This is a genomic window from Acidovorax sp. KNOB132 (genome assembly GCF_057541515.1).
Genome location: NZ_BAAJYT010000034.1, coordinates 1 through 21,061 on the forward strand (window position 1 = coordinate 1; position 21,061 = coordinate 21,061).

At 63.0% G+C, this 21,061-nt stretch carries 12 protein-coding genes; 5 read left to right on the forward strand and 7 right to left on the reverse strand.

Features of this window, described 5'->3' with window-relative positions; all coding sequences use genetic code 11:
* Positions 1 to 169: 169 nt before the first annotated feature.
* The 3 genes from AC27IO_RS07715 to AC27IO_RS07725 form a co-directional block, all read right to left on the reverse strand.
* A complete protein-coding gene (locus tag AC27IO_RS07715; protein ID WP_498738244.1) occupies positions 170 to 2,590 on the reverse strand; it encodes an AMP-binding protein in 2,421 nt (806 codons plus the stop codon).
* Positions 2,591 to 3,744: 1,154 nt separating this feature from the next.
* Positions 3,745 to 5,184, reverse strand: a complete 1,440-nt coding sequence (locus tag AC27IO_RS07720; protein ID WP_498738246.1) for an N-acyl-D-amino-acid deacylase family protein — start codon at positions 5,182 to 5,184, stop codon at positions 3,745 to 3,747.
* An 8-nt stretch (positions 5,185 to 5,192) separates the two neighbouring features.
* Positions 5,193 to 6,197, reverse strand: coding sequence for a Bug family tripartite tricarboxylate transporter substrate binding protein (locus AC27IO_RS07725; RefSeq protein WP_498738248.1), 1,005 nt, complete (start codon positions 6,195 to 6,197; stop codon positions 5,193 to 5,195).
* Positions 6,198 to 6,397: 200 nt separating this feature from the next.
* Here AC27IO_RS07725 and AC27IO_RS07730 point away from each other — a divergent pair, with 200 nt between their 5' ends.
* Positions 6,398 to 7,264 carry a LysR substrate-binding domain-containing protein gene (locus tag AC27IO_RS07730; RefSeq protein WP_498738250.1) on the forward strand — a complete coding sequence of 289 codons (867 nt, stop codon included), beginning with the start codon at positions 6,398 to 6,400 and terminating at the stop codon, positions 7,262 to 7,264.
* A 332-nt stretch (positions 7,265 to 7,596) separates the two neighbouring features.
* Here the strand turns inward: AC27IO_RS07730 and AC27IO_RS07735 are convergent, their stop codons facing one another.
* Complete coding sequence (locus tag AC27IO_RS07735) at positions 7,597 to 10,299, reverse strand: excinuclease ABC subunit UvrA (RefSeq protein WP_498738252.1); 2,703 nt, start codon at positions 10,297 to 10,299, stop codon at positions 7,597 to 7,599.
* 118 nt (positions 10,300 to 10,417) lie between these two features.
* Between AC27IO_RS07735 and AC27IO_RS07740 the strand changes: the two genes are divergently transcribed.
* From AC27IO_RS07740 to AC27IO_RS07755, 4 genes are all read left to right on the forward strand, one after another.
* Positions 10,418 to 11,608, forward strand: coding sequence for a glycoside hydrolase 100 family protein (locus AC27IO_RS07740; protein WP_498738254.1), 1,191 nt, complete (start codon positions 10,418 to 10,420; stop codon positions 11,606 to 11,608).
* A gap of 173 nt (positions 11,609 to 11,781) precedes the next feature.
* Positions 11,782 to 15,789: a LysM peptidoglycan-binding domain-containing protein gene (locus AC27IO_RS07745; RefSeq protein ID WP_498738256.1), complete on the forward strand. Its 4,008-nt coding sequence runs from the start codon at positions 11,782 to 11,784 to the stop codon at positions 15,787 to 15,789.
* Positions 15,790 to 15,896: 107 nt separating this feature from the next.
* Positions 15,897 to 16,235, forward strand: coding sequence for a hypothetical protein (locus tag AC27IO_RS07750; protein WP_498738258.1), 339 nt, complete (start codon positions 15,897 to 15,899; stop codon positions 16,233 to 16,235).
* Between the two features lie 102 nt (positions 16,236 to 16,337).
* Positions 16,338 to 16,949: a DMP19 family protein gene (locus tag AC27IO_RS07755; protein WP_498738260.1), complete on the forward strand. Its 612-nt coding sequence runs from the start codon at positions 16,338 to 16,340 to the stop codon at positions 16,947 to 16,949.
* A gap of 116 nt (positions 16,950 to 17,065) precedes the next feature.
* On the opposite strand, the gene AC27IO_RS07760 is transcribed toward AC27IO_RS07755, so the two are convergent.
* From AC27IO_RS07760 to AC27IO_RS07770, 3 genes are all read right to left on the reverse strand, one after another.
* Positions 17,066 to 18,241 (reverse strand): NAD(P)/FAD-dependent oxidoreductase, encoded by a 1,176-nt coding sequence (locus AC27IO_RS07760; RefSeq protein ID WP_498738262.1) that lies wholly within the window; start codon positions 18,239 to 18,241, stop codon positions 17,066 to 17,068.
* Between the two features lie 17 nt (positions 18,242 to 18,258).
* On the reverse strand, positions 18,259 to 19,815 hold the full coding sequence (locus tag AC27IO_RS07765; protein ID WP_498738264.1) for an amidase: 1,557 nt from the start codon (positions 19,813 to 19,815) through the stop codon (positions 18,259 to 18,261).
* Positions 19,816 to 20,009: 194 nt separating this feature from the next.
* Complete coding sequence (locus AC27IO_RS07770) at positions 20,010 to 20,993, reverse strand: Bug family tripartite tricarboxylate transporter substrate binding protein (RefSeq protein WP_284429810.1); 984 nt, start codon at positions 20,991 to 20,993, stop codon at positions 20,010 to 20,012.
* Positions 20,994 to 21,061: the final 68 nt, after the last annotated feature.

The window sequence follows — 21,061 nt, forward strand, 5'->3', positions numbered from 1 at the left end:
GGAAGTCCAGACTGCCGTCGGTGCGCCAGCGCGCCAGATCGCCTGTGCGGTACATGCGGCTGCCCGGACCGCCATGCGGATTGGCCACAAAGCGCTCTGCGCTCAGCACCGGGCGGGCCCAGGTAGCCCCCGCGCCAGGCCCATGCCCGCGATGTACAAACTCGCCCCGTCACCCCCCACGGGGCACCGGCTGGAGTCCACTGTCCAGCACCACCATTTGCGTGTTCCAGATGGGGTGGCCGATGGGTACGCCCTCCGAACCCGGCTCCATCAGCGGCGTGCTTGGGCAGGCCCATGCAGTCACATCGACAGCCGCCTCCGTGGGACCGTACAAGTTGTGCAGTTCACATCCCAACTGCTGGTGAAATTTGCCTGCCAGCGCAGACGACAGGGCCTCGCCGCTGCAGACCACGCGCCGCAGGCTGGCACAGGCGGATGCTGCCGGCTCCAGCAGGAAGACCTCCAGCATCGAGGGCACGAAATGCAGGGTGGTGATGCCTTCGCGAACGATGATCTCGGCCAGGTAGGCTGCATCCTTATGCCCTCCCGGCTTGGCAAGCACCAGCGTGGCGCCGTCGATCAGGGGCCAGAAGAACTCCCACACCGACACATCGAAGCTGGAAGGGGTCTTCTGCAGCACTCGGTCATCGGCTTGCAGGCCATATTGGTTCTGCATCCACCGGAGCCGGTTGACGATGGCACGGTGCGATACAGCGACCCCCTTCGGATTTCCGGTCGATCCAGACGTGTAGATCACATAGGCCGGCTGCGCCGTGTCAAGCGTTCCCAGCGGCTCCGGGCGGGTCTCGGGATGTCTGCCCAATTCGTCGATGGTTTCCGGGTCATCGAACAGCACAAACGACACTGGTGCGGCCAGGGTTTGCGCTAAAGACTTGGTCGTGACAAGGCATACCGGCCGGGCATCGCCCAGCATGTAGGCAATGCGATCCGCCGGAAAGTCCGGATCAACCGGCAAATAGGCGGCCCCGGTTTTCAGAATGGCCAGCAAGGCCACCATGAGATCCAGCGACCGCGGCACGGCGATTGCCACAACACGCTCCGGCCCTGCGCCACGCGCACGCAGCAGGTGCGCCAACCGATTCGCCCTTTGATCCAGTTCACCACGGCTCAGCACTTGGTCCTCGAACCGCAAGGCAGTGGCTTGGGGGTCAGCCAGCAAACCAGCCTCAATGCAGGTCGACAGGTGAATGTCGGGCACCGCCTGCTCCGTGTCATTCCAACCCGCCAGCACCTGTTGGCGCTCCTGTGCGCCCAGCAACTCGATGCGTCCGATGGCCTGATCCGGCCGCTCGATCACGGCCGCCATGAGCGTCAGCAGCCGCCGCTGATGCTCGGCCAGGGTCTGTGCGGTGTACAGCGCTGGATTCGCATCGAAATCGATCTGCAGATCCTGGCCGTTGCCGCGCTCGTACAGAAAGATGCCCAGATCCTCTGCCGTTCCGTTGGAAAGATTACGTGGTTTGGCCACGTGCCCCGCAAAACGGAAGTCGTAGTCGAAAGGCTCCACATTGACGACCGTGGTGAAGAGTTGCCGGTGGTTCAGCAGAAGATTCAAATCACCCCGCAGGGTCTCGTAGCGATAGCACTGGTGCCGCAGGATCTGGCGCATCTGGCGGCCCACTTCGCGAACGAGCTCAGGGAAGGAAAGGTCAGGGCGCATGGACAGGCGCAGCGGCAATGCATTCGCCACCATGGCAGGAACCCGTCGCATGCGCTCGTTGTGCCGCGCGGTGACCGGGATGCCGATCACCATGTCTTCAACCCCCGTGGTGCGATAGAGATAGGCAGCCGTCGTGGCGATCAGGATCTGAGGCAGCGTGCTTCCCCAGGCCTGGCCGATGGCATGAAGCGCTTGAACGCTGGCGGCCGGCAGGTGCACGGTCTGGCGCAGCAGGCCGCCGATGTTCACCGACTGACGCGACGCCAGGGTCAAGGGTTCCGGCACGTCAGCAAAGCGCTCCATCCAGTATTGGCGGTCCCTCGGAAACCGACCGGATTCACGGTAGGCGCGCTCCTCTTCGGCCAACTGTGCCATCGGTGCAAGTCGCGAGGTTTCAGGAATGGTGTTCCCCTGGGCCAGCGCCGTGTAGATATCCGCAATGCGCCGCGCCACCAGGCCGCCACCGAAACCATCCAGCAGGATATGGTGGCTGCGCTGATAGCAGACATGCCGCCCTGGCGCGAGTCGGATCAGCGCGCAGAGCCACAACTGCCCTGATGCCAGTTCTGCCCGATGACTGAAATCAGCCTGCATCCATGCCTGCGCTGCGGCCATCGGGTCGGCCTCGCCGCTGAAATCGAGGAAGGGCAACTCTCCATTGAAGGTCGGTGCGAGCACCTGCTTCGGGCCTTGCCCCGCATCGAGAAAGTTGAGCCGCGTGGCCTCGGCTTCCTCGGTGACTCGGCGCACCGCCTCGGCGAACAATGCGGGATCGATGTCTCCCTCGATGTCGATGGCCTCAGCCAAATTGAAGTTGGTGTCTGCCGAAGCGAACTGAGACCCCAGCCACATGGCCATCTGGCCTGCCATGAGCTCGGCGGAGCCACCGGATTGATCGACCGTATTCATGCAATTCTCCCTGTCGTATGGACGAAAGTCAGCATCCGCACCTGCACCGCACGGACGTATGTCGCTCTTGAAATCGTTATTGGCAGGCTCGCAAGAGCCTGAGATCGCGCTGGCCGGCCAGAGCCGGCCGGGTGTGGAACGTGCCGGCATCGCGCGGCCTTGGCGGCCCGCGCCTGCCGGGCTTAGTCGACGTTCGAGATCAAGGGAAGAAAGCCCTTCACCGCCGCCCTGGAAAACCGCCTGAATGCACCGGCCAGCCGGCCTCGCCCCCGCCGCATGGCGGAGCAGTGGCGCGTTGCAGCGGCGTGAGGCAAAAACATCCACACACATCCAATGCGCCAAAGACACCGGAGCGTTTACTCGCGTGGGGGCGCCGGTAGGCGGAGCAAGACCAAGCCCTCCCATGGCCCGCGGGTGGAAACATTCTGCGGCGTCCGACGTCGCTTTTTTGAATGCACGCCCGCAGACGCAACCCCGGCCTCCCAGCACCTTGGACGCCCATGCAATGACGCGCCTTCCAAATCACGCCCATACGCTGCGCCCACCCTCTCCATTGATTCAATGACATGAATCCCTCCCGTCCCTGTCCATTACGGCTGTTTATTTTGAGCCGACACATTTATTTTCAAAAAGTCTATTAGGGGTGTTCGCTTTCAATGTAAGGGTTTACCCTTATTATTCAAACAGTGAATAATCCCTTCAAACGCAATTCCACAAAAAGCCGTTACCAATAGAAAAATATAATGATCAATCACTGCCCGTTCCACCATTCCATATCGCACACAGGCCATGAGTACTCCGAGATGAGATTCAGGCCCCCTTCTGCTAACGATCAATGCTTCACGCACCAAAGTATTTTTTACTTACAGCATCGATAAATATTTGAGATTCTTTATTCACATAACCACAAAGAATGTCTTATCGGACACGAGAAAAAAACTTCTTATGAATTCTTATCAGATGCAATTATTGAAGGAGTTGATTAAATCAATTATCGGTATTTGATAAAAATGGGCGAAACTGCTTAATCACATCGACAGAAACATCCACGCTCGTGGTGCGGCGACGCGGCAGAGCCATCCAGCCTCCAGTCAATCAATCGCCCGGACGCGCTTGGCATGCCCGCCAACCAAGTGGCTTCCTGCGTTCGGAAATCAGAACGAGCTTTGTCGCCGCAACACCTGACCTGCATGCGCATTGACGGTATGGCCATGCGCGCAAGCCAGCTGGCCATTGATGAACACTGCATCAATGCCTGCGCTGGGTGCGGTAGGCTGCTCGAACGTGGCACGGTCCGCGATGCACGTCTCATCGAACACCACGATGTCCGCCGCATGACCCTGGGCAATCACCCCCCGGTCGCGCAGTCCGAAGCGGCGGGCGCTCAACCCAGTCATCTTGTGCACCGCTGTTTCGAGAGAAAACAGGCGCTGGTCGCGCGCGTAATGCCCCAGTACGCGGGGGAAGGTTCCCCATAGACGAGGATGCGGCACCGCATCGTGGGCCAGTCCGTCCGAGCCGACCATCGTCAAAGGGTGTCGGAGGATGCGGCGCACATCATCTTCATGCATGGCAAAGTACACCGCACCCGCGGGAGACAACGGCTCCACCAAGGATTCGGGGGAACAGCCCCGTTCGCGCGCCATTGCAAACAGCGATTTCCCAGCCGCCGATGGATCGCCAACAGACCAAGTCACGAGAACCTCCCGGGACTGCCCGACGCGGCTGGCCAGCAGCATGGTGGACGAAGCGTTGTAGGGATAGCAGTCCATACAAACGGGCTGCGACAGCGCGGCGGTGTCGACCATGGCCAGGGTGTTCACCGAGCGCCCATGGTTGCGTTGGCCAATCAACTTGTGATGCGACAGCACAGTGCTCACCCCTAGCGCCTGGCCAATGTGCAAGGCTTCGCGCAATGCATCGTCAATGGCATCTGCCTCGTCGCGGATATGCATCGTGATCAGGCCCTGCGCCGCCGAAAGCGGAGCGCCCACCGCAATCACCTCTTCTGCCGTGGCCGCCCGGGCGGGAGGGTAGTAAAGCCCGGTGGACAAGCCGAAAGCGCCCGCATCCAATCCTTCGGCCAGATCCCTGGCCATGCGCTCAGCTTCGGGCGGGGTGGCCGGTCGACGCAGGTCCGGCACATGGCGCACCCGCAAAGTGGAGTGCCCCACCAGGCATGCCGCATTCAGCGCCGGCCCCGCGGCCTCCAGTGCATCGAGGTAGTCACCGAACCGGTCATACCGCCAGTCGTCCGCGCCAAGCAGGTCCAGTGGTGCTGGCGGTGTCTCATTGCTCAGAAGCGGCGCCAGGCTGATCCCGCAATTTCCGGTGACCACTGTGGTCACGCCTTGCGTGAGCTTGGGATGGGGGCCGGCCGGTGATGTGAGCAACAACCGATCATCATGGGTATGGACGTCGATGAAGCCGGGGCACACGATGCGCCCGACAGCGTCGTGGCGTTGGCGGGCAGGCTGTGCTGAGAGGTCGCCAACGGCGAGAATGCGCCCGCCTGCAATGCCGACGTCGGCCTGCCGACGAGCCGCTCCGCTGCCATCCACGACGGTGCCTCCGAAAATGAGGAGATCGAACATGGCCTGCCTCACCCCACCTGGGCACCAGAGCGCTTGACGACGTCTGCCCACATTGGTGATTCCTTTCGGGCCCGCTCGATCAGGCGCTCAGGAGGACCAGGCGTCAGTTCGAAGCCGAGGGCCGCGTATTTCTCTTGCACGGGGGGCAGGCGAATAGCGTCATTGAGGGCCTTGTTGAGCTGGGCGGCAATCGCGCTGGGCGTGCTAGGCGGGGCGACGATGCCACCCCAGCCCACGGTCTCGTAACCCTGCACGCCGGCCTCTGCCACGGTGGGCACCTGCGGCAGTTGCGGACTGCGCGCGGCGCCTGTCACGGCCAGCACGCGCACCCGGCCCGACTGGATGTGCGGAAGAATGGAGCTGAGGTTGTCGAACATCAGGTCCACCACGCCGCCCATCAGGTCAGTGATGGCCTGCGGGCTGCCCTTGTAGGGGATGTGCGTCATCGACACCTGGGTCGATGCCTTGAACAACTCGCCGCTCAGGTGCCCCGTGGTACCGCTGCCGCCCGAAGCCACCGTCAACTCCCCGGGCTTGGCGCGCGCAAGCGCGATGAGGTCCTTCACGCTCTGCACGGGCAGGTCTTTGCGCACCACCAGCGCGTTCTGCACGAAGCCGATCAAACCGATGGAAACCAGAGCGTCAGGGTCGTAAGGAAGCTTGGAATACAGGGCCTTGTTGATGGCCAGGGTGCCCACGTTGGCATAGCCCAGCGTATAGCCGTCTGCAGGGGCACGAAACACGTCGGCCATGCCGATATTGCCGCTGGCACCGGGCTTGTTGTCCACCACGAAGGGCTGGCCCAGTGCTTTGGGCAACTCGTTCGTCAGGATGCGGCAGACGGCATCCGGAGAACCGCCTGCGGCCGATGGCACGACCAGGCGAATGGGACGATCGGGATACCCTGGCGCCGCCCGGGTCGAATCCGGCAACAGTGCGACGGAGGGGGTGAGAGAGACCGTCTGCAGCCAGCGGCGGCGCGACAGGGATGCGGGGCGGAGCGGAGCGTTCATCGGTGCATTCCTTCAGTTCGTTGGATTCAACCGCATGAATGCTAGAAATCGATCTGGCTTGGCACAAACCATGTTTGCTGGGGATACCATGTCTTTTTCTCATGCACTATTGCGGTGATCTTTGACCCCTTCCAGGTGCATCTTGCTGCCGGCATGTGCATTGCTCATGGTTTCCCTTCATGTACCGTGCTCCATCCACCATGTCCCTGCTATGCCTGGAGGCCAGCGCGCGCCTCGGCTCGTTCACTGCCGCAGCCCAGGAATTGCACCTCACCCAGGGCGCGGTGAGCCGGCAGATACAGGCCTTGGAATCACGGCTGAACGTGCGTCTGTTCGTTAGGCGGCGTGAATCGCTGATCACCACCGATGCCGGACGCTACTACCTCGAGGAGATTGCGCCATTGCTTCAGCGCCTGGAGCGGGCCACGGTCAATGTGATGGCGTTCAAAGGGCGCGGCGGCGGGTTGGCTTTGTCGGTGGGCGCTTCGATCGGTGCGTATTGGCTCATCCCCCGCCTGCCTGCATTCACCCGGGCGCATGGAGAAATTACGCTGAGCTTGAGCACACGCGTGGGCCCCGCCGATTTCAAGACTGGCACCATTGATGCTTCCTTAGAATTCGGCGATGGCCAGCGCGCCGGCCTGTGCTGCGACTTCGTGGCGGCACTGGACCTCGCACCCTATGCCGCCCCCGCCTGGGTGGCGCGCCACGGCGCGCAGATCGGGGCAGCAACGCCCGGTTCGGGGCTGCTGCATCACCACACACTGCCGGATGCGTGGGAGCAGTGGTTTCTGGCAGAGCAAATCGACGCTGACCCCGGCCGCGCCGGCCCCCGCTTTGAGATCATGTCCATGGCACTGAATGCCGCTGTGGCGGGCCTGGGCGTGGTCTTGCTGCCGGACTACATGGCCGACGACATGGTGCAGGCCACGCGGCTTGTGCGCCTGTCTTCGCGCACATGGCGCAGCCCCAAGGGCTACTACCTCGTTTATCCGGAAGAGTCAGTGCAATCACCGACCCTGCAGACCTTTAGGAGTTGGCTGCTGGATTCAGCGCAGCAGCATTGATGGGAGACCCTCCAAGCCAGTGCGTTCACTCTGCTGCCGTGAGCGGGCTCGACAAGCCCAACCTCTCGTTCACCCCCTCACACAAGGATCAGTGCATTCCGCAGAAGACGACATGGCCTCGCCCGGACTTCCTACAAGGCGTGGCTGACAACGCATGGAAGCTCTGGGCTTGATCAAACGGAGTCTTCCGATGCGAAAAATGATTCTCATGGCTGTCGCTGGCTATCTCTGGAAAAAATACCAGTCTCGCAAGACGACAGGTAGCACAACCACCCCATCACGCGGTTAAGCGGGGCGGTGCATCCTGCCGTTGCTCATGGGTTCCTGCTGGCTTAGGCTTCAGTTGTGATCACTCCCAACACCGCTTTCAGGTAGGCGGCGGTGCGAGACTCTGCACAGAGTGCCACCTCCGCCGGAGTTCCGCTCACCACGATGCAACCGCCCTGGGCGCCTGCCCCCGGACCGATGTCGATCACCCAATCGCTAGAGGCGACGAAATGCATGTCATGCTCAACCACTACCACCGTGTTGCCTGCCTGCACGAGAGCATCCAACTGGGACAGCAGGCGGTCCACATCGGCTGGATGCAAACCGGTGGTCGGCTCGTCCAGCACATACAGCGTGTGCCCGCGTTGCGTGCGCTGTAATTCGGTGGCGAGCTTGATGCGTTGTGCTTCGCCACCCGACAGTTCCGTGGCGGGCTGGCCAAGGCGCAGGTAGCCGAGACCGATGTCGCGCAGGACTTGCAAAGACCGGAAAACAGTGGGTTCGTCCACGAAGGTATCGCATGCTGCGTCCACGGTAAGTGCCAGCACGTCGGCAATCGACAGTCCGTTCCAGGTAATGGCCAATGTCTGGGGGTTATAGCGTGCTCCGTGACAAGTGGGGCAAGGCGCATAGACACTGGGCAGAAAGAGCAACTCCACGCTGACGAAACCTTCGCCCTCACAGGTGGGGCACCGACCTTTCGCGACATTGAACGAAAACCGCCCTGCGTCGTACTGCTTCTTTCGTGCAGCAGGTGTGGCCGCAAACAACTTTCGCACGGCATCGAAAAGGCCCGTGTAAGTGGCCAAATTGGAGCGGGGCGTGCGTCCAATGGGTTTCTGATCCACCCGCACCAGCCTGCGCACCTGATCGGTTGCGCCACCCAGTCGGCCCACGGTGAGAATGGCTCCACCCAACTCAAGAGTAGCGCCCGGATCATCATCGCCAGCAGCCGCATCGGGCGGTCCTTCCGGCATGCCACCGTCCTCGGGCGTCGGCATGGGCTGCCCCAAATGGGCGCTGACCAGTTCCAGGAGCGCTTGGCTGACCAGACTCGACTTGCCTGACCCTGAAACACCGGTTACGGCGGTCAGGCAGCCGATGGGGAAAGCCGCATCCACACCATGCAAATTGTGCCGATGCACATCCTCCAATGTCAGCCAGGCTTGCGGTGATCGCTGAACGCGGCGATCACGTGCAGCGTCGTCGAACAGATACCGGCGCGTATGGGAGTGCGGCACGCAGGCCAATCCTGGCGGTGGGCCGCTGTAGAGCACCTGCCCACCATGCTCTCCGGCGTCCGGTCCCACATCCACCAGCCAGTCGGCACGGCGCATGGTGGCGATGTCGTGCTCCACCACGAAGATGGAGTTGCCGGCGGCTTTCAGACGCTCCAGCGCCGTGAGCAACGATGCGCTGTCGGCGGGATGCAGGCCTGCAGAAGGCTCGTCGAGCACATACACGACCCCGAAGAGTTGCGATGCGAGCTGGGTCGCCAGACGCAACCGCTGCAACTCGCCGGGCGACAGGGTAGGTGTGGCGCGATCGAGCGACAGATAGCCCAGTCCGAGGTCCGTCAATGCGCGAACACGGGAAAGTAGCTCTTGCGAAATGCGCTGAGCGGCCAATTGCTTCTCCGCCGACAGGTTGGGCGTACGGCGGATGTCGGACGCGCCCGCGTGGCCCGGAGCTCCGGCCGCTTCGCGCTTTGCGGCCGCACGCATGCGAGCCGCTTTCGACAAGCTGGCGCCTGCATGTTCCGAGGGCCCACCGGATGGCGAACCCTCTGCCACCGGCCCGAGTACATCGGCCAATGCGGACAGGGACAGGTGCGCGAGGTCGCCGATGTCCAGTCCGCAAAAAGTGACGGACAGGGCCTCCGGCTTGAGCCGTTTTCCATGGCACACGGGACAGGGCGTCCCCACCATGAACTGGGCCACCTTGCGCTTCATCATGGCGCTCTGGCTGGTGGCGAAAGTCTGCATCACGTAGCGGCGAGCGCCGGTGAAGGTGCCCATGTAGCTGGGCTGCTGCTTGGCACGTCGCGCCCGGCGTACCTCCTCCATCGTGAAGCCTGCGTACACAGGGACTGTCGGCTGCTCATCGGTGAAGAGAATCCAGTTCCGCGTCTTGCGCGGCAGATCTCGCCAAGGCACATCGACGTCATGCCCCAGCGTGGTCAGGATATCGCGCAGGTTCTGCCCTTGCCAGGCGCTGGGCCAAGCCGCCACAGCCCGCTCGCGCAGGGTGAGTGAATCGTCGGGCACCATCGAAGCCTCGGTCACCTCGTAGATGCGGCCCAAGCCGTGGCAGTGCGGACAAGCGCCCTGTGGGGTGTTGGGCGAAAAGTCTTCCGCATACAGCATAGGCTGTCTGGCTGGGTAGGTTCCAGCGCGGGAGTACAGCATGCGTACCAGGCTGGAAATAGTGGTCACGCTGCCCACGGAAGATCGTGCGGTGGGCGTGCCCCTTTGCTGCTGGAGGGCCACAGCGGGCGGCAAACCCTCGATGGCATCGACCTGAGGCACGCCCACTTGGTCGATCAAACGACGCGCATAGGGCGCCACCGACTCAAAATACCGGCGCTGCGCTTCCGCATAGATGGTGCCGAACGCCAGCGAGGATTTACCGGAGCCCGAGACGCCGGTGAACACCACGATGGCATTGCGGGGAATCTCGACATCCACATTTTTCAGGTTGTGTTCCCGTGCGCCCCGCACAAGAACGAATCCATCGTGGTTATTCGCCCGCTTCGATTGGTTTGGCATAGGATGGATTGTCGTTTCCGTTGATTTGCAGCGATGTGCCGCGCAAAAGGAGAAAGGGTCAGCGCTCGCCACGATCGGCAAAATCCACGCATCGTTCACTTTGGCATCTGAACTGCCCATGTCCGACCATACCCTTGATCCGTCCTCGCTCGCCTTGATTGAAACCTGCTCGGAAGCTGCGCTGACGCTGCTGGAGAGCAACCTCACCCAACACGGCATTTTGGCGGCAAGCCGCACTGCGGCTGCAGAGGCGCGACGCTACACGCGCATCTTCGGGCGGGATGCAGCGATCTGCGTGATGGCCATGTGCGGCAGCGGAGTGCAGGCGCTCGAACAAGGCGCTGTGGCCAGCCTGGATGCGCTGGCAGTGAAGCAGGCGCCTAACGGGCAGATTCCCAAGTACGTAGATCCGGAAGGCCATGATGCGGACTTCTGGTACCTGGGTTGCATTGACGCCACGCTGTGGTGGCTGATCGCGGTGGACCACGTGCGGCGCCATGGTGAGGTGGGGGCGGACCACTGGGCCAGCGAAGTCGACCGAGCGATCGGATGGCTGCTGGCACAAGAGCATCAGCACTTTCGCCTCTTGCAGCAGAACGAGGCAAGCGACTGGGCGGACATCATGCCGCGCTCGGGGTACGTGCTCTACACCAACGCGCTGTGGTTTGACGTCAAGCGCCGCTTCGCGCTGTGCCATGCAGACGAGACGCAGCACCACTTCAACCATCTCTTCAATCCGTTCCAGCGCGATCTGCACCAGTACCACCGTGCGCGCCTGCTGCAGCACTATGCGCGCCGTGGCCGCCGGGATCGTGGGCTCTACCTGAGCTTCGTGAATCTGGCGGTCGTGGGGGACGAAGGCGATGTGTTCGGCAATTTGCTGGCCATCCAATGCGGCCTGGCCGACGAGGCCATGTCGCACAGCATCACGAACGCGATCGGGGCCGCGCGGGCCAGCGATCCTTATCCGGTGCGGGTGGTGCTGCATCCTCTGTCGGAACAGCACGATCTCTGGCGAGCCTACATGGGACGGCATCGACAGAACCTTGCGCACCAATACCACAACGGAGGTATCTGGCCCTTCGTCGGTGCTTTCTGGGTCATGGCACTGACGAAGGTGGGCCTGCAAGCAGAAGGCTGGGCCGAACTGGTCAAGCTGGCGCGCACGAACGAACTCAACAATTGGCGCTTCACCGAGTGGTTCCACGGCCGCACGCTGGCGCCGCTCGGCATGGCCGGGCAAAGCTGGAATGCAGCCACCTTCCTGATGGCCCGGCGTGCGCTGCAGGGTCAAGAGACGGCTTGGTGAAAGGGGCTTGCTGAAGTTTGGCCGGGCAGGCATCTTGGTGCCGGCTCTCAGCGTGCCACCCATTTCCCGAAGGTGGTGCAGAGCTTCCAAGATATATTGCGCAGCAGCACTGCATCCAAGGCAGTTGCATCGGCCGTCTCGGCCAGCCTGACAGCGCCAGGGGACGCGCGACCATGAGCGCCGCAGTGAACTCTCCGCCCTCTCCCTCCCAAGCCACCGCCCCATCGAGCGATGCAAAGGCCGACACCGACAGCACGCCGGTCGGCTACAGCGATGCCGTGCTGGGCATTGCATCCTGGCCAAGCACCACCATGGCATGGCGTTTTTTGCCTGCCAGTGCCGAGACAACGGGCGCCACATTGGCGGTGAACATCGCCATGCGTCCCGAAGGCCTGCTGCCCGCACCCACAGCGGCGGGCGATGCGGCGGCAGCCATGGCCAGCGAAGTCGCAACCCGCTTCGAAGCCATCATGTGGCAGTTGGTACAGCCGGACATGCAACTGTCCCTCGCCACCTCGCTGAACCAGCCGGCTGGCGGCACGCCGATCCAAATGCCGGCGGAAATCCCGCCGCTGCGCGCCTATGCCGCAGCGTGCCACGCATTCAGCCAAGCGGCTGCAACGCTGGGCGTGGCCATGGCCGACCCCGTCGCAGCAGCCACGCTGGCCGATGTCTATTCGCATTACGGTGTGGATTGGCAGGCGATGGGCCTGGCCGCTCGAGACCGCACGATTGGCACCCTGGTGCACCTACCACCCGAGGGCCTGTGGATGCCCAGCTATGCCGCTTTCGTGGCCGGTGGCACCGTGGCAGCGCTGGTGGCCGAGGACCTGGACCCTGCTGCCGTGCTGACCGACCCGAACAACATCTCACTGCCGTTGAACCCCGGCATCGAGTTGGCGATTCCGACCACCGACCAGACACAACCCACTGGCGGCCTGCCGCTGTCGGTAGTCGCCGCCACGCTGCACCTGACTCCAGCCAGCCTGGTGGCGGCCAACTACACCCGCCCCGCTCTGCTGGCGCCAGGTTTTGTCTTCGAAGCCGAAGGCGTGGCGGTGCAAGTTCCGGCCGAAGGCGATCCAGGCGCCGATGCCTGCCTGAACGACATCGCGCACCTCTTTTCAGACAAAGGTGTACCGATTGAAGCGGCCATGGTCGCCCTGGCCAACGCAGACAAGCCAGGCATGTTCCGCCCCGGTATCACGCTGGCAGTGGACCGCAGGCTGATCGAAGCCGGCTGGACGCTGGCGGACAACCCCACCGGCATTGCCATGGGCCCGCTGGCCAGACTCAATGTCGGTACGGTCGATCTGCTCCCTGCAGGTTCGGCGCTTTTGCTCAAAACCACGCTGACCACAGGCCTGGATGCAGAGCCTCTCGGCGCCTTGGCCCACGCCCATGCCATAGGACCGGGCGATCTGCTGCGCCACAACGCGGGACTGGCGGTGCGCGATTTGCCCGTGCCCGGCTTGGTGGCATGGCCTGGCACATCCCTTTCGCTGCGCATTCCTTACCGCGTTCGCGCTGGTCAAACACTGTCCACCATTGCTGGGCTGTTCGTCCCGGCCGCAGCGACAGACACAGAGCAAACAGACGAACAGGCATTGTGCGAGACCAACCGCTCCATGCCCGCCACGCTGGCGCCAGGCCAGGTGATCATCGTCGCAGGCCAGCCACTGACCACCCAATCCAGCGACAGCTTCGACACGCTGGTCGCGCGAGCCAACCCAGCCGTCACTCTGGATGAATTTGCCACAGCCATCGCCACCGATCCCGAAGCACTGGCCGCTGGCGCGCTGCTACTTTGTCCACCCGCTGTTTTGGCAAGCGCTACCACGCCAGAGGATCTGGCTATCGCTTATGGCCTGAGTGCGACAGCACTGCTCAGCGCCAATGCGGCCACGCCGAAGCTGATCGTGCCAAGCGTCTTGCTCAAGCCATCGCAAGTCGCCGATGAACCCACCATTGAGACCGCGCAAGGCGACAGCATCCATGCCATCATCCGCCGCTTCGCGTTGGCCGGGAATGACGTCAGCATCGAGGACTTGGTCCGCGCGAATCAGCGCACCGCGTTTCTGGCAGCCGGCGCGCAATTGCTTCTGCCGCCGGTCGATACGGTACTGCGCGCTGCCTTCGGCGCTGGCGGCTGGCAACTGCCGGGAGCGATTTTTCCTTTGCGTACCTGGGTTACGCTGAAGCGCGACGCTGACAAAGTACCACCGGCGTTGCGCGGCACCACAGAAGCGCCCGGCGCGGCGGTGCAGGACAGCAGCGTGGTGGTGTCGGTGGGCAACGGCATTGGCGATGGCCAAGAAAGCAACGCTGTCGCGCTGGGCCAGTTGGCTGTTGCCATCGAGAGCACTGTGATCGGCCTGAAACTGGCCATGGTGCATGGCACTACTCCCGCCGATGTATGGGGCATCTCTTTCGTCGACCCTGGCGGCATCGCCGAAGTGAAGGTGTCGCCACAGGCCAGCGTGCCCGGGGTTGAAGGGCTCCAGCCGCTGAGCTTCGCGCTGCGCCCTCTGTCAAACACGTTGGAGCACGCGACTGGAGTCGAAATCCGATCCATTGACGAGACCACCGGCGGCTGGGGTGCCTCCACTGTCAACGATTACCAGGGCATTGACCTGGAGGCCTGGGCGCGCATCTGGTTGGCGGGATTGGACCAGCTTTGCACTGGCCGCTATGCCGTGCCCGCTGCACAAGTGGCGCCCGAAGCGCTCGCTCGGCTGATGACCGCCAAGAAGGTTCTGTCCCGCGCCGTGGCAAACGGGCTTTCCCCCGTCCTGGTGATCCAGGAGGCAAGCCTTGGTGCCTTAGATTCGGAGGCATGGCAAGCGGCTCGCGAAGCACTGCAACAGCGCCTGCAGGACCAATTGCTGAGTGGCTACGACACCGCTGCCATCCTGCAGTTCAATGCCGCTGTCACATCCCCAGCCACCGCGTCCATGGCACGGCTCTGGGGGACTGGGCGCGTGGGCAATCCACAGGCTGCAGGCGCACACGACTCCGTCGCCGACGATCCAAGCGCGTGGAAAATCTGCCAGTTGGGAAATGCCGCGACCGCCCTGGCCAACACCCGCAAAGGCACTGTCTCCTTCCCGCTGGATGTCGACCAGCCCGCCCTTCACCGAGCGGTGGCACTGCAACCAGACTATGCCGTCCATGACATGGAGGTCGCCGGCCAGCTTTCGGACAACGACAGTGGCAAGCCAAAGCGACTGAGCTTCTTGCGCGACTTCGAACGGTTCCCACCCGCGGCCTTCAGCGCGCCGCTGGGCACGACGGTCGTACCGGTGCCGCTGCGCGCCTGCCCCAACCCGCCGCTCGTGGTCTCGCATCAGACCGAAGGGCCGACCGACCCAGCCACGCTGGCAGAGGCTCTGCACTGGTCTTATGTGTTCACCCATGCCCACGACAATGCAGCACAAGACCAAGCCCTCATCGAGATTGAATTCAACGGTCAGCCGCCCGTTGCCACCGACCTCGGAAACCGGGGTGACAACGCGCTGTTCCAGGCCCTGGCGCAGTACACGGCCGTGCAGGAACCCCTTTGGGCCATCCTTGAGCAACTGCAAGCGCCCAGTGTTTCGCCGAAGGACCCGGTGCTCGTGACAGCACTCCATGCCTTCGCCGACCTGGCCCAACGTGTGGGCGCACTCTGGTCGGATTGGTGGCCCAGCCATGATTCGCAGGACTCGCCCCCTGCCACGCACTGCATGGACGGACATCGGGCGCCACACCTTTCCGGCAGCGACGAAAGTACCGCCCATGGCGTCGCCATGCCAAGTTTGACCGATGCGAGTGTGCCGCATGAGTGCTACCAATACCTGGCAACGCTGCACACCACCACAGCCGCTGGCGACGGGACCAATCCACCGGCCTACTGCAAACTGACGCTGCAGCGGCTGCAAGCCGATGATCCCTTAGCATGGCCCGAGATCACCATCCTCTGCGCAGACGGCGTGAACCTCCCACTGATCGGAGCAAAGCCCATGGACCAGAGTCGTGACTACAACTTTCCTGCGGGTGAAGGCGTGCCCAATGTGCCGGCTTTCACCCCTGTGTCGTGCCAATGGACGCTTTCCGGTCTGCACGTGGCTCGCTATCAACGGGCCAACGCGACCGTGGCCGTCATACGCAATGCGCAATTGCTGGGCACCGACGGCGCCTGACCTGCCCGGCCTTTGTCTACCGAACCCCGCAGAGGGGGTTTTCAGAACCTCTGATCCCACTCATCCGCATCGATTCCCCGCTGCCCATCGGCATCTGGACCAACGACGTGGCCACCAACCCACTGACGTCACTGTTCAACGCGTTGTTCGATAGCGATGAAACGGGTCGCGAGATCATGGTCCGTACCACCTATGGCTACCGTGTCGCAAGCTCCACGCCGGCCATTGAAACCCTGACTCCGGTGATGTTCCTCCCACTCTCTGAATTCAATGCGACCAGCACGGTGAAGAGCATCATCGGCGCGTTCGAAGCCTGGAGAACCAATACGGGCACCCCAACCCATGGGGGGTTTCTGAGCTTCGAGATCAGCTTGTACGCCCATGCTGGTCTGGCGCACCCTCAGCCCTTGGTGGTACTGCAGCAAATTGTTTCAGCGCTTGCATGAAGGCCGGACGGCGAGGCAAAGTCATCCACTTCAGACGCACAAGCCAGTTCGTGATCCCAACGAACGGCGCAGGCGACTTGAGCCACAGACAGGAATCAACCCTTGCAACGTCTTCCATGCACCAGATGCGGCGACTCCATTCACCCCAATACGGCAGCAAGCAACGATGGCCTGTGCATGCCTTGTGTGCGAGGCAATACCCGCTCCATTGAAGAGCGTCGCGAGGAACATCGGCAGCGCCGCGAGGCCGAGCGTGCCGATCGAGAATCCCCGGAACGCCTGTATTGGATTGCCCTCGTCGACCGGGTGTACAAGGGCGAGGGCTTTGAATCGCTCTCGCATGGCGACCAGCTTTATTACTTGCTCAGCGTCCTTTCTGGCGAGGTCCACAACGGAGGCTTCGATCAGTTCTTCTCCAACTCCAGCGGTAACCACTACCGCGAAACCGTCGATGCGCTCCAAGAGATCGGGGATACCTTGGCCCTGGACCTTCTATTGCAGGCAAAGGCTGCGGTATTCGGTGACGCACCAGTACCCGCCAACCGCGTGGCTCGCTTCGACCTCATGCGCACGGCATCGGAAGACCACCCTGAATATGAAATTGCGAACCAGGTGCTCGATGGCCTGGACCGGCGCTTTTGGAGCCATGCGGAACAGTTCGGTGAACAGCTCGAGAATTTGGCCGCGTCCCATCAGCTGTACAAAATGATTTGACCTCTCAGGCCCAAGGTCGTGATCGTGGTGGCCGCCATGGATGTCCCATGACCGCGATACAGACAACACCCATCGGTGATCGGGGAATGGTTTTTGACTTCGCGGCCAGGAAAGGGCTATGTCACTTGGCCCGGAATGCTTTGCCGTGTGGACAGCCGGGCAGGCGATAGCCCTTCCACCACCAAGCCCTCACGCACCAATTCCTCAGGCAGTGGCTCGCCGCGCAGCAATTGCCGAGCAAGCAGCGACGCGCCAGCAGCACTCTGAATGCCATACCCGCCCTGCCCTGCCAACCAGAAAAAGCCCGGCACATGGTTGTCCCACCCGATGACCATGTCGCCATCCGGCACAAATGAGCGCAGCCCCGCCCAGGTATGGGATGGGCGGCGGATCTGGAAAGTCGTCATTTCCTCGATGTGATAGATGCCGGTGGCCACATCCAGCTCTTCGGGCACCACGTCGTGCGGATGGGTGGGGTCGGCATTGGCAGGGGAACCCAGCAACTGGCCTGCGTCAGGCTTGAAGTAAAAACTTTCGTCAATGCCTACCACGGCCGGCCAGTGGGCGGCATCCAGGCCCTCGGGCACGGCGAAGGTGAAGGCGGTGCGCCTGCGCGGCTCCAATCCGATGGGCGGCACGCCGGCGAGGCCTGCCACCACATCGGCCCAGGCGCCCGCCGCGTTGACGATGGTTCCGGCCTGCAGCTGCCGGCCATCTGCCAGTGTGACCCGCCAACCGCCGCCCTGGCGCTGCAGATCCGTTACCTCGGCATGGGTCAGCACCTGACCACCACGCTGCCGCAGCCCACGCAGATAGCCCTGGTGAAGCGCATGCACGTCGATGTCGGCAGCGTCGGGCTCGCGCATGCCTGCAGCCACGGCATCGGGCCTCAGGCATGGCAGTTGGGCCAGCAGTGCTGCCTTTTCCACCCATTCCACATTGGGCGATGCAGCCCGGGCTTCGTCATAAGCCTGCTGCAGCAGGTCCAGTTGGTCAGGCCCCGCCACATAGACCACGCCACGGGGCGAGAGGATGGGATCCGCTCCGAACTCGGGCGGCGGCGCGTCATAGAAGGCGCGGCTTGCGCGGGTCAACGCCTGGATGTTGGGGGTGCCGTAGGTGGCCATGTAGAGCGCCGCGGAACGCCCTGTGGTGTGATAACCGGGCTGGGATTCACGCTCCAGCAGCAGCACGCCGGGGCGGTCGCTCTCCCCCTCCGAATTGACCAATTGCCAGGCCAGCGAGGCACCTGCGATGCCTGCGCCGATGATGATGAAGTCCACTGATTGCATGGTTTCACGCTCCCCCATCACACCGCAGACACCTTCGCCGCCGAGGCCGCTCGGTCATCGCGCGGCAGGCTGCGGACATCGCGCGGATCAGGTGCGCCGGTCACGATCGAGGTCAGTGCGGGCTCCACGCGGGTTGCCACCAACTTGGCCAGGTCCGGCCTTGGGCGGTCCAGCCCGGCGATGCCCTTGAAGGCCTGCTCCATCGCATGGCCCACGCCCAGCGTGTAGCGGTCTGCCCGGAAACGTCCCACGATCTGCAGGCCAAAGGGCATGCCTGCGTCGTCCAGCCCGCACGGCAGGCTCAGCGAGGGGTGTGTGGTGAGCGTGGTCACATAGGTCAGTGCCAGCCAGCGGTAGTAATTGGCCTGCGGCTCGCCGTTGATGTGACTGGCAAACAGCTGCGTCCATGCGAAGGGAGACACGGGCGTGGTAGGAGACAGGATCACGTCGTACTGCTCGAACAGCGCCTGAAACCGCGCCAGAATGCGCGTTTGCTCGGCCTGTGCCCAGGCGCTGTCCAGCAACGTCATAGCGGCACCCATTTCGTAGTTGGCACGGGTATTGGGACCCAGGCTATTTGGGTCGCGCTGGTAGGCTTCGCGCATGCCGGCCACGAAGGCCTCGGCGCGCAGTACGTCGAAGCAGCGGTGCACGTCGCCCAGATCCATGTCGATCGTGTCGCAGGTGCCGAACAGGTGCTTCATGGCTTGCACCTTGGTGCGAAACACGGCACGGATGCCGTTGTCCACCGCGCAGGCACCAAAGTCCTCCGTGATCGCCACGCGCAGGCGGCCCAGGTCCACCGTTTCGGGTAATAAAAAGCTTGTGGGGTCCAGCGGGTAGCTCAGCGGATCGCCGGCCGACATGCCCGCCGTCGCGGCCAGTTGCAGGCAAGCTTCTTCCACCGTGCGGCCCATCGGGCCCACGACGGAGATGGGCGTCCAGCCAAGCAGCTTGCGCGAGCTCGGCACCACGCCGGGTGACGGCCGAAAACCCACCACGCCGCAGATGGAGGCGGGAATGCGCAGCGAACCGCCCGTGTCCGAGCCCGTACACACAGGCAGCATGTCGCAGGCAAGTGCCGCGGCCGAGCCGCCCGATGAGCCCCCGGCATTCAGCGTAGGGTTGAACGGGTTGCCCGTAGCCCCCCACACGGTGTTGCGCGAGTTGGCGCCGGCGCCCATTTCGGGAATGTTGGTTTTACCCGCCACGATGGCGCCAGTGGCTCGCAGGCGGGCCACCAGCACGTTGTCTTGCACAGGGATGTGGTCGCGATAGATTTCCGAGCCATAGGTGGTCAGTAGCCCAGCCGTGGCTTCCAGATCCTTTACGCCCAGCGGCAGGCCATGCAGCAGACCTAACGGCTCGCCACGCAGCACGGCCTCCTCAGCCACCCTGGCCTCAACGCGAGCGCGGTCATAGCAGGTGGCAGTGATGGCGTTAACGGACGGGTTCACGGCCTCGATGCGTTCGATGCAGGCGTCCAGCAGTTCCACAGGTGATACCTCTCGGGTGCCGATGCGGTGACGCAGTTCGTTGGCGGTCAACTCGACCAGCGTGCTGGGGGTGATCATGGGGTATTCGTCTCCTTGTCGATTTGGCAGTGCACATCCGGCAGCGCGTATCCATTCGTTATCCATGATGTCTGCGAACCACCGTCAGCCTCTGAACCTGCGGCAGTCCAAAGCAGTGGCCGCAGCGCAAAGTCTTTCTGTCCCGCGGGCAACGTCCTACCGCATGGCACGGTGAATACAGCGCGGTGTGGGTCTCAATCGGCCGTGATGCTTGCTCGCTGGGCAATGGCGCGCATCAGGGGCAGTTCCCTGTCGATCAACTCGGCCACCGTTTTGGACGAAGCATAGGCAGGTTCAAAGCCCACAGCGATCATCTTGTCGCGGGTTTCCGGGTCCGACACCACCTGGGCCAGGGTCAACTCCAGCCGCGACTTGACGGCGGGCGGCAGCCCGCGCGGCGCCACCATGGCCAGCCAGGTGTCCATCTCCAGGCCGGGGTATCCGCTTTCCACCAGCGTGGGGACCTTGGGCAGCAGGGCCGAACGCTTGCCCGCCGTGACGGCAATGGCCTTGATCTTGCCGTCCTTGAGCTGAGGCAGTGCCGCCGACACGGTGTCTACCGTGAACGGAATCTGCCCACCCATCAGGTCCGTCATGGCGGGCGCACTGCCCTTGTAGGGCACGTGCTGAATCTTCAAACCCGCGGCGTGAAAGAACATCTCGCCTGCAAACTGCGACGTGGTGCCCGCGCCAAAGGAGCCATAGGAATATTTATCGGGTGCGGCCTTCACCAAAGCCACAAACTGCTTCAGGTCAGCCGCCGGCACGTCCTTGTTGGCCAAGAGGATCAGGCTGGTGCGCCCGGCAATGCCGATGGGCTCGAAGCTCTTGACCGGGTCGTAGGGCAGCTTGGGGCGCACCGCAGGGTTCACGGTAAAGGTCGTGCCTGAACTCATGAGCAACGTGTAGCCGTCGGGCGTTGCCTTGGCCGCATAAGCAGCCCCAATGGTGGTACCCGCCCCGGCGCGGTTGTCGATGACCACGCTTTGCCCGAGCAGATCGCCCATCTTCTTGCCAATCAGCCGGCCCAGCACGTCGGTGGCGCCGCCGGGCGGAAACGGAATCACCAGCGTGATGGGCTTGGTGGGGAATGGGGCTTCCTGTGCCATGGCAGGGGCCCACGAAGCCGCGCCCAAGGCACAGATCACAGCGGACAAAAGCAGCTTCTTGCGGTTCATGACGTTAGCTCCAAGGGTCAAACAAGGGTATAGAAAAAAAGAGACATCGAGAAATGCCTCAGACGCAC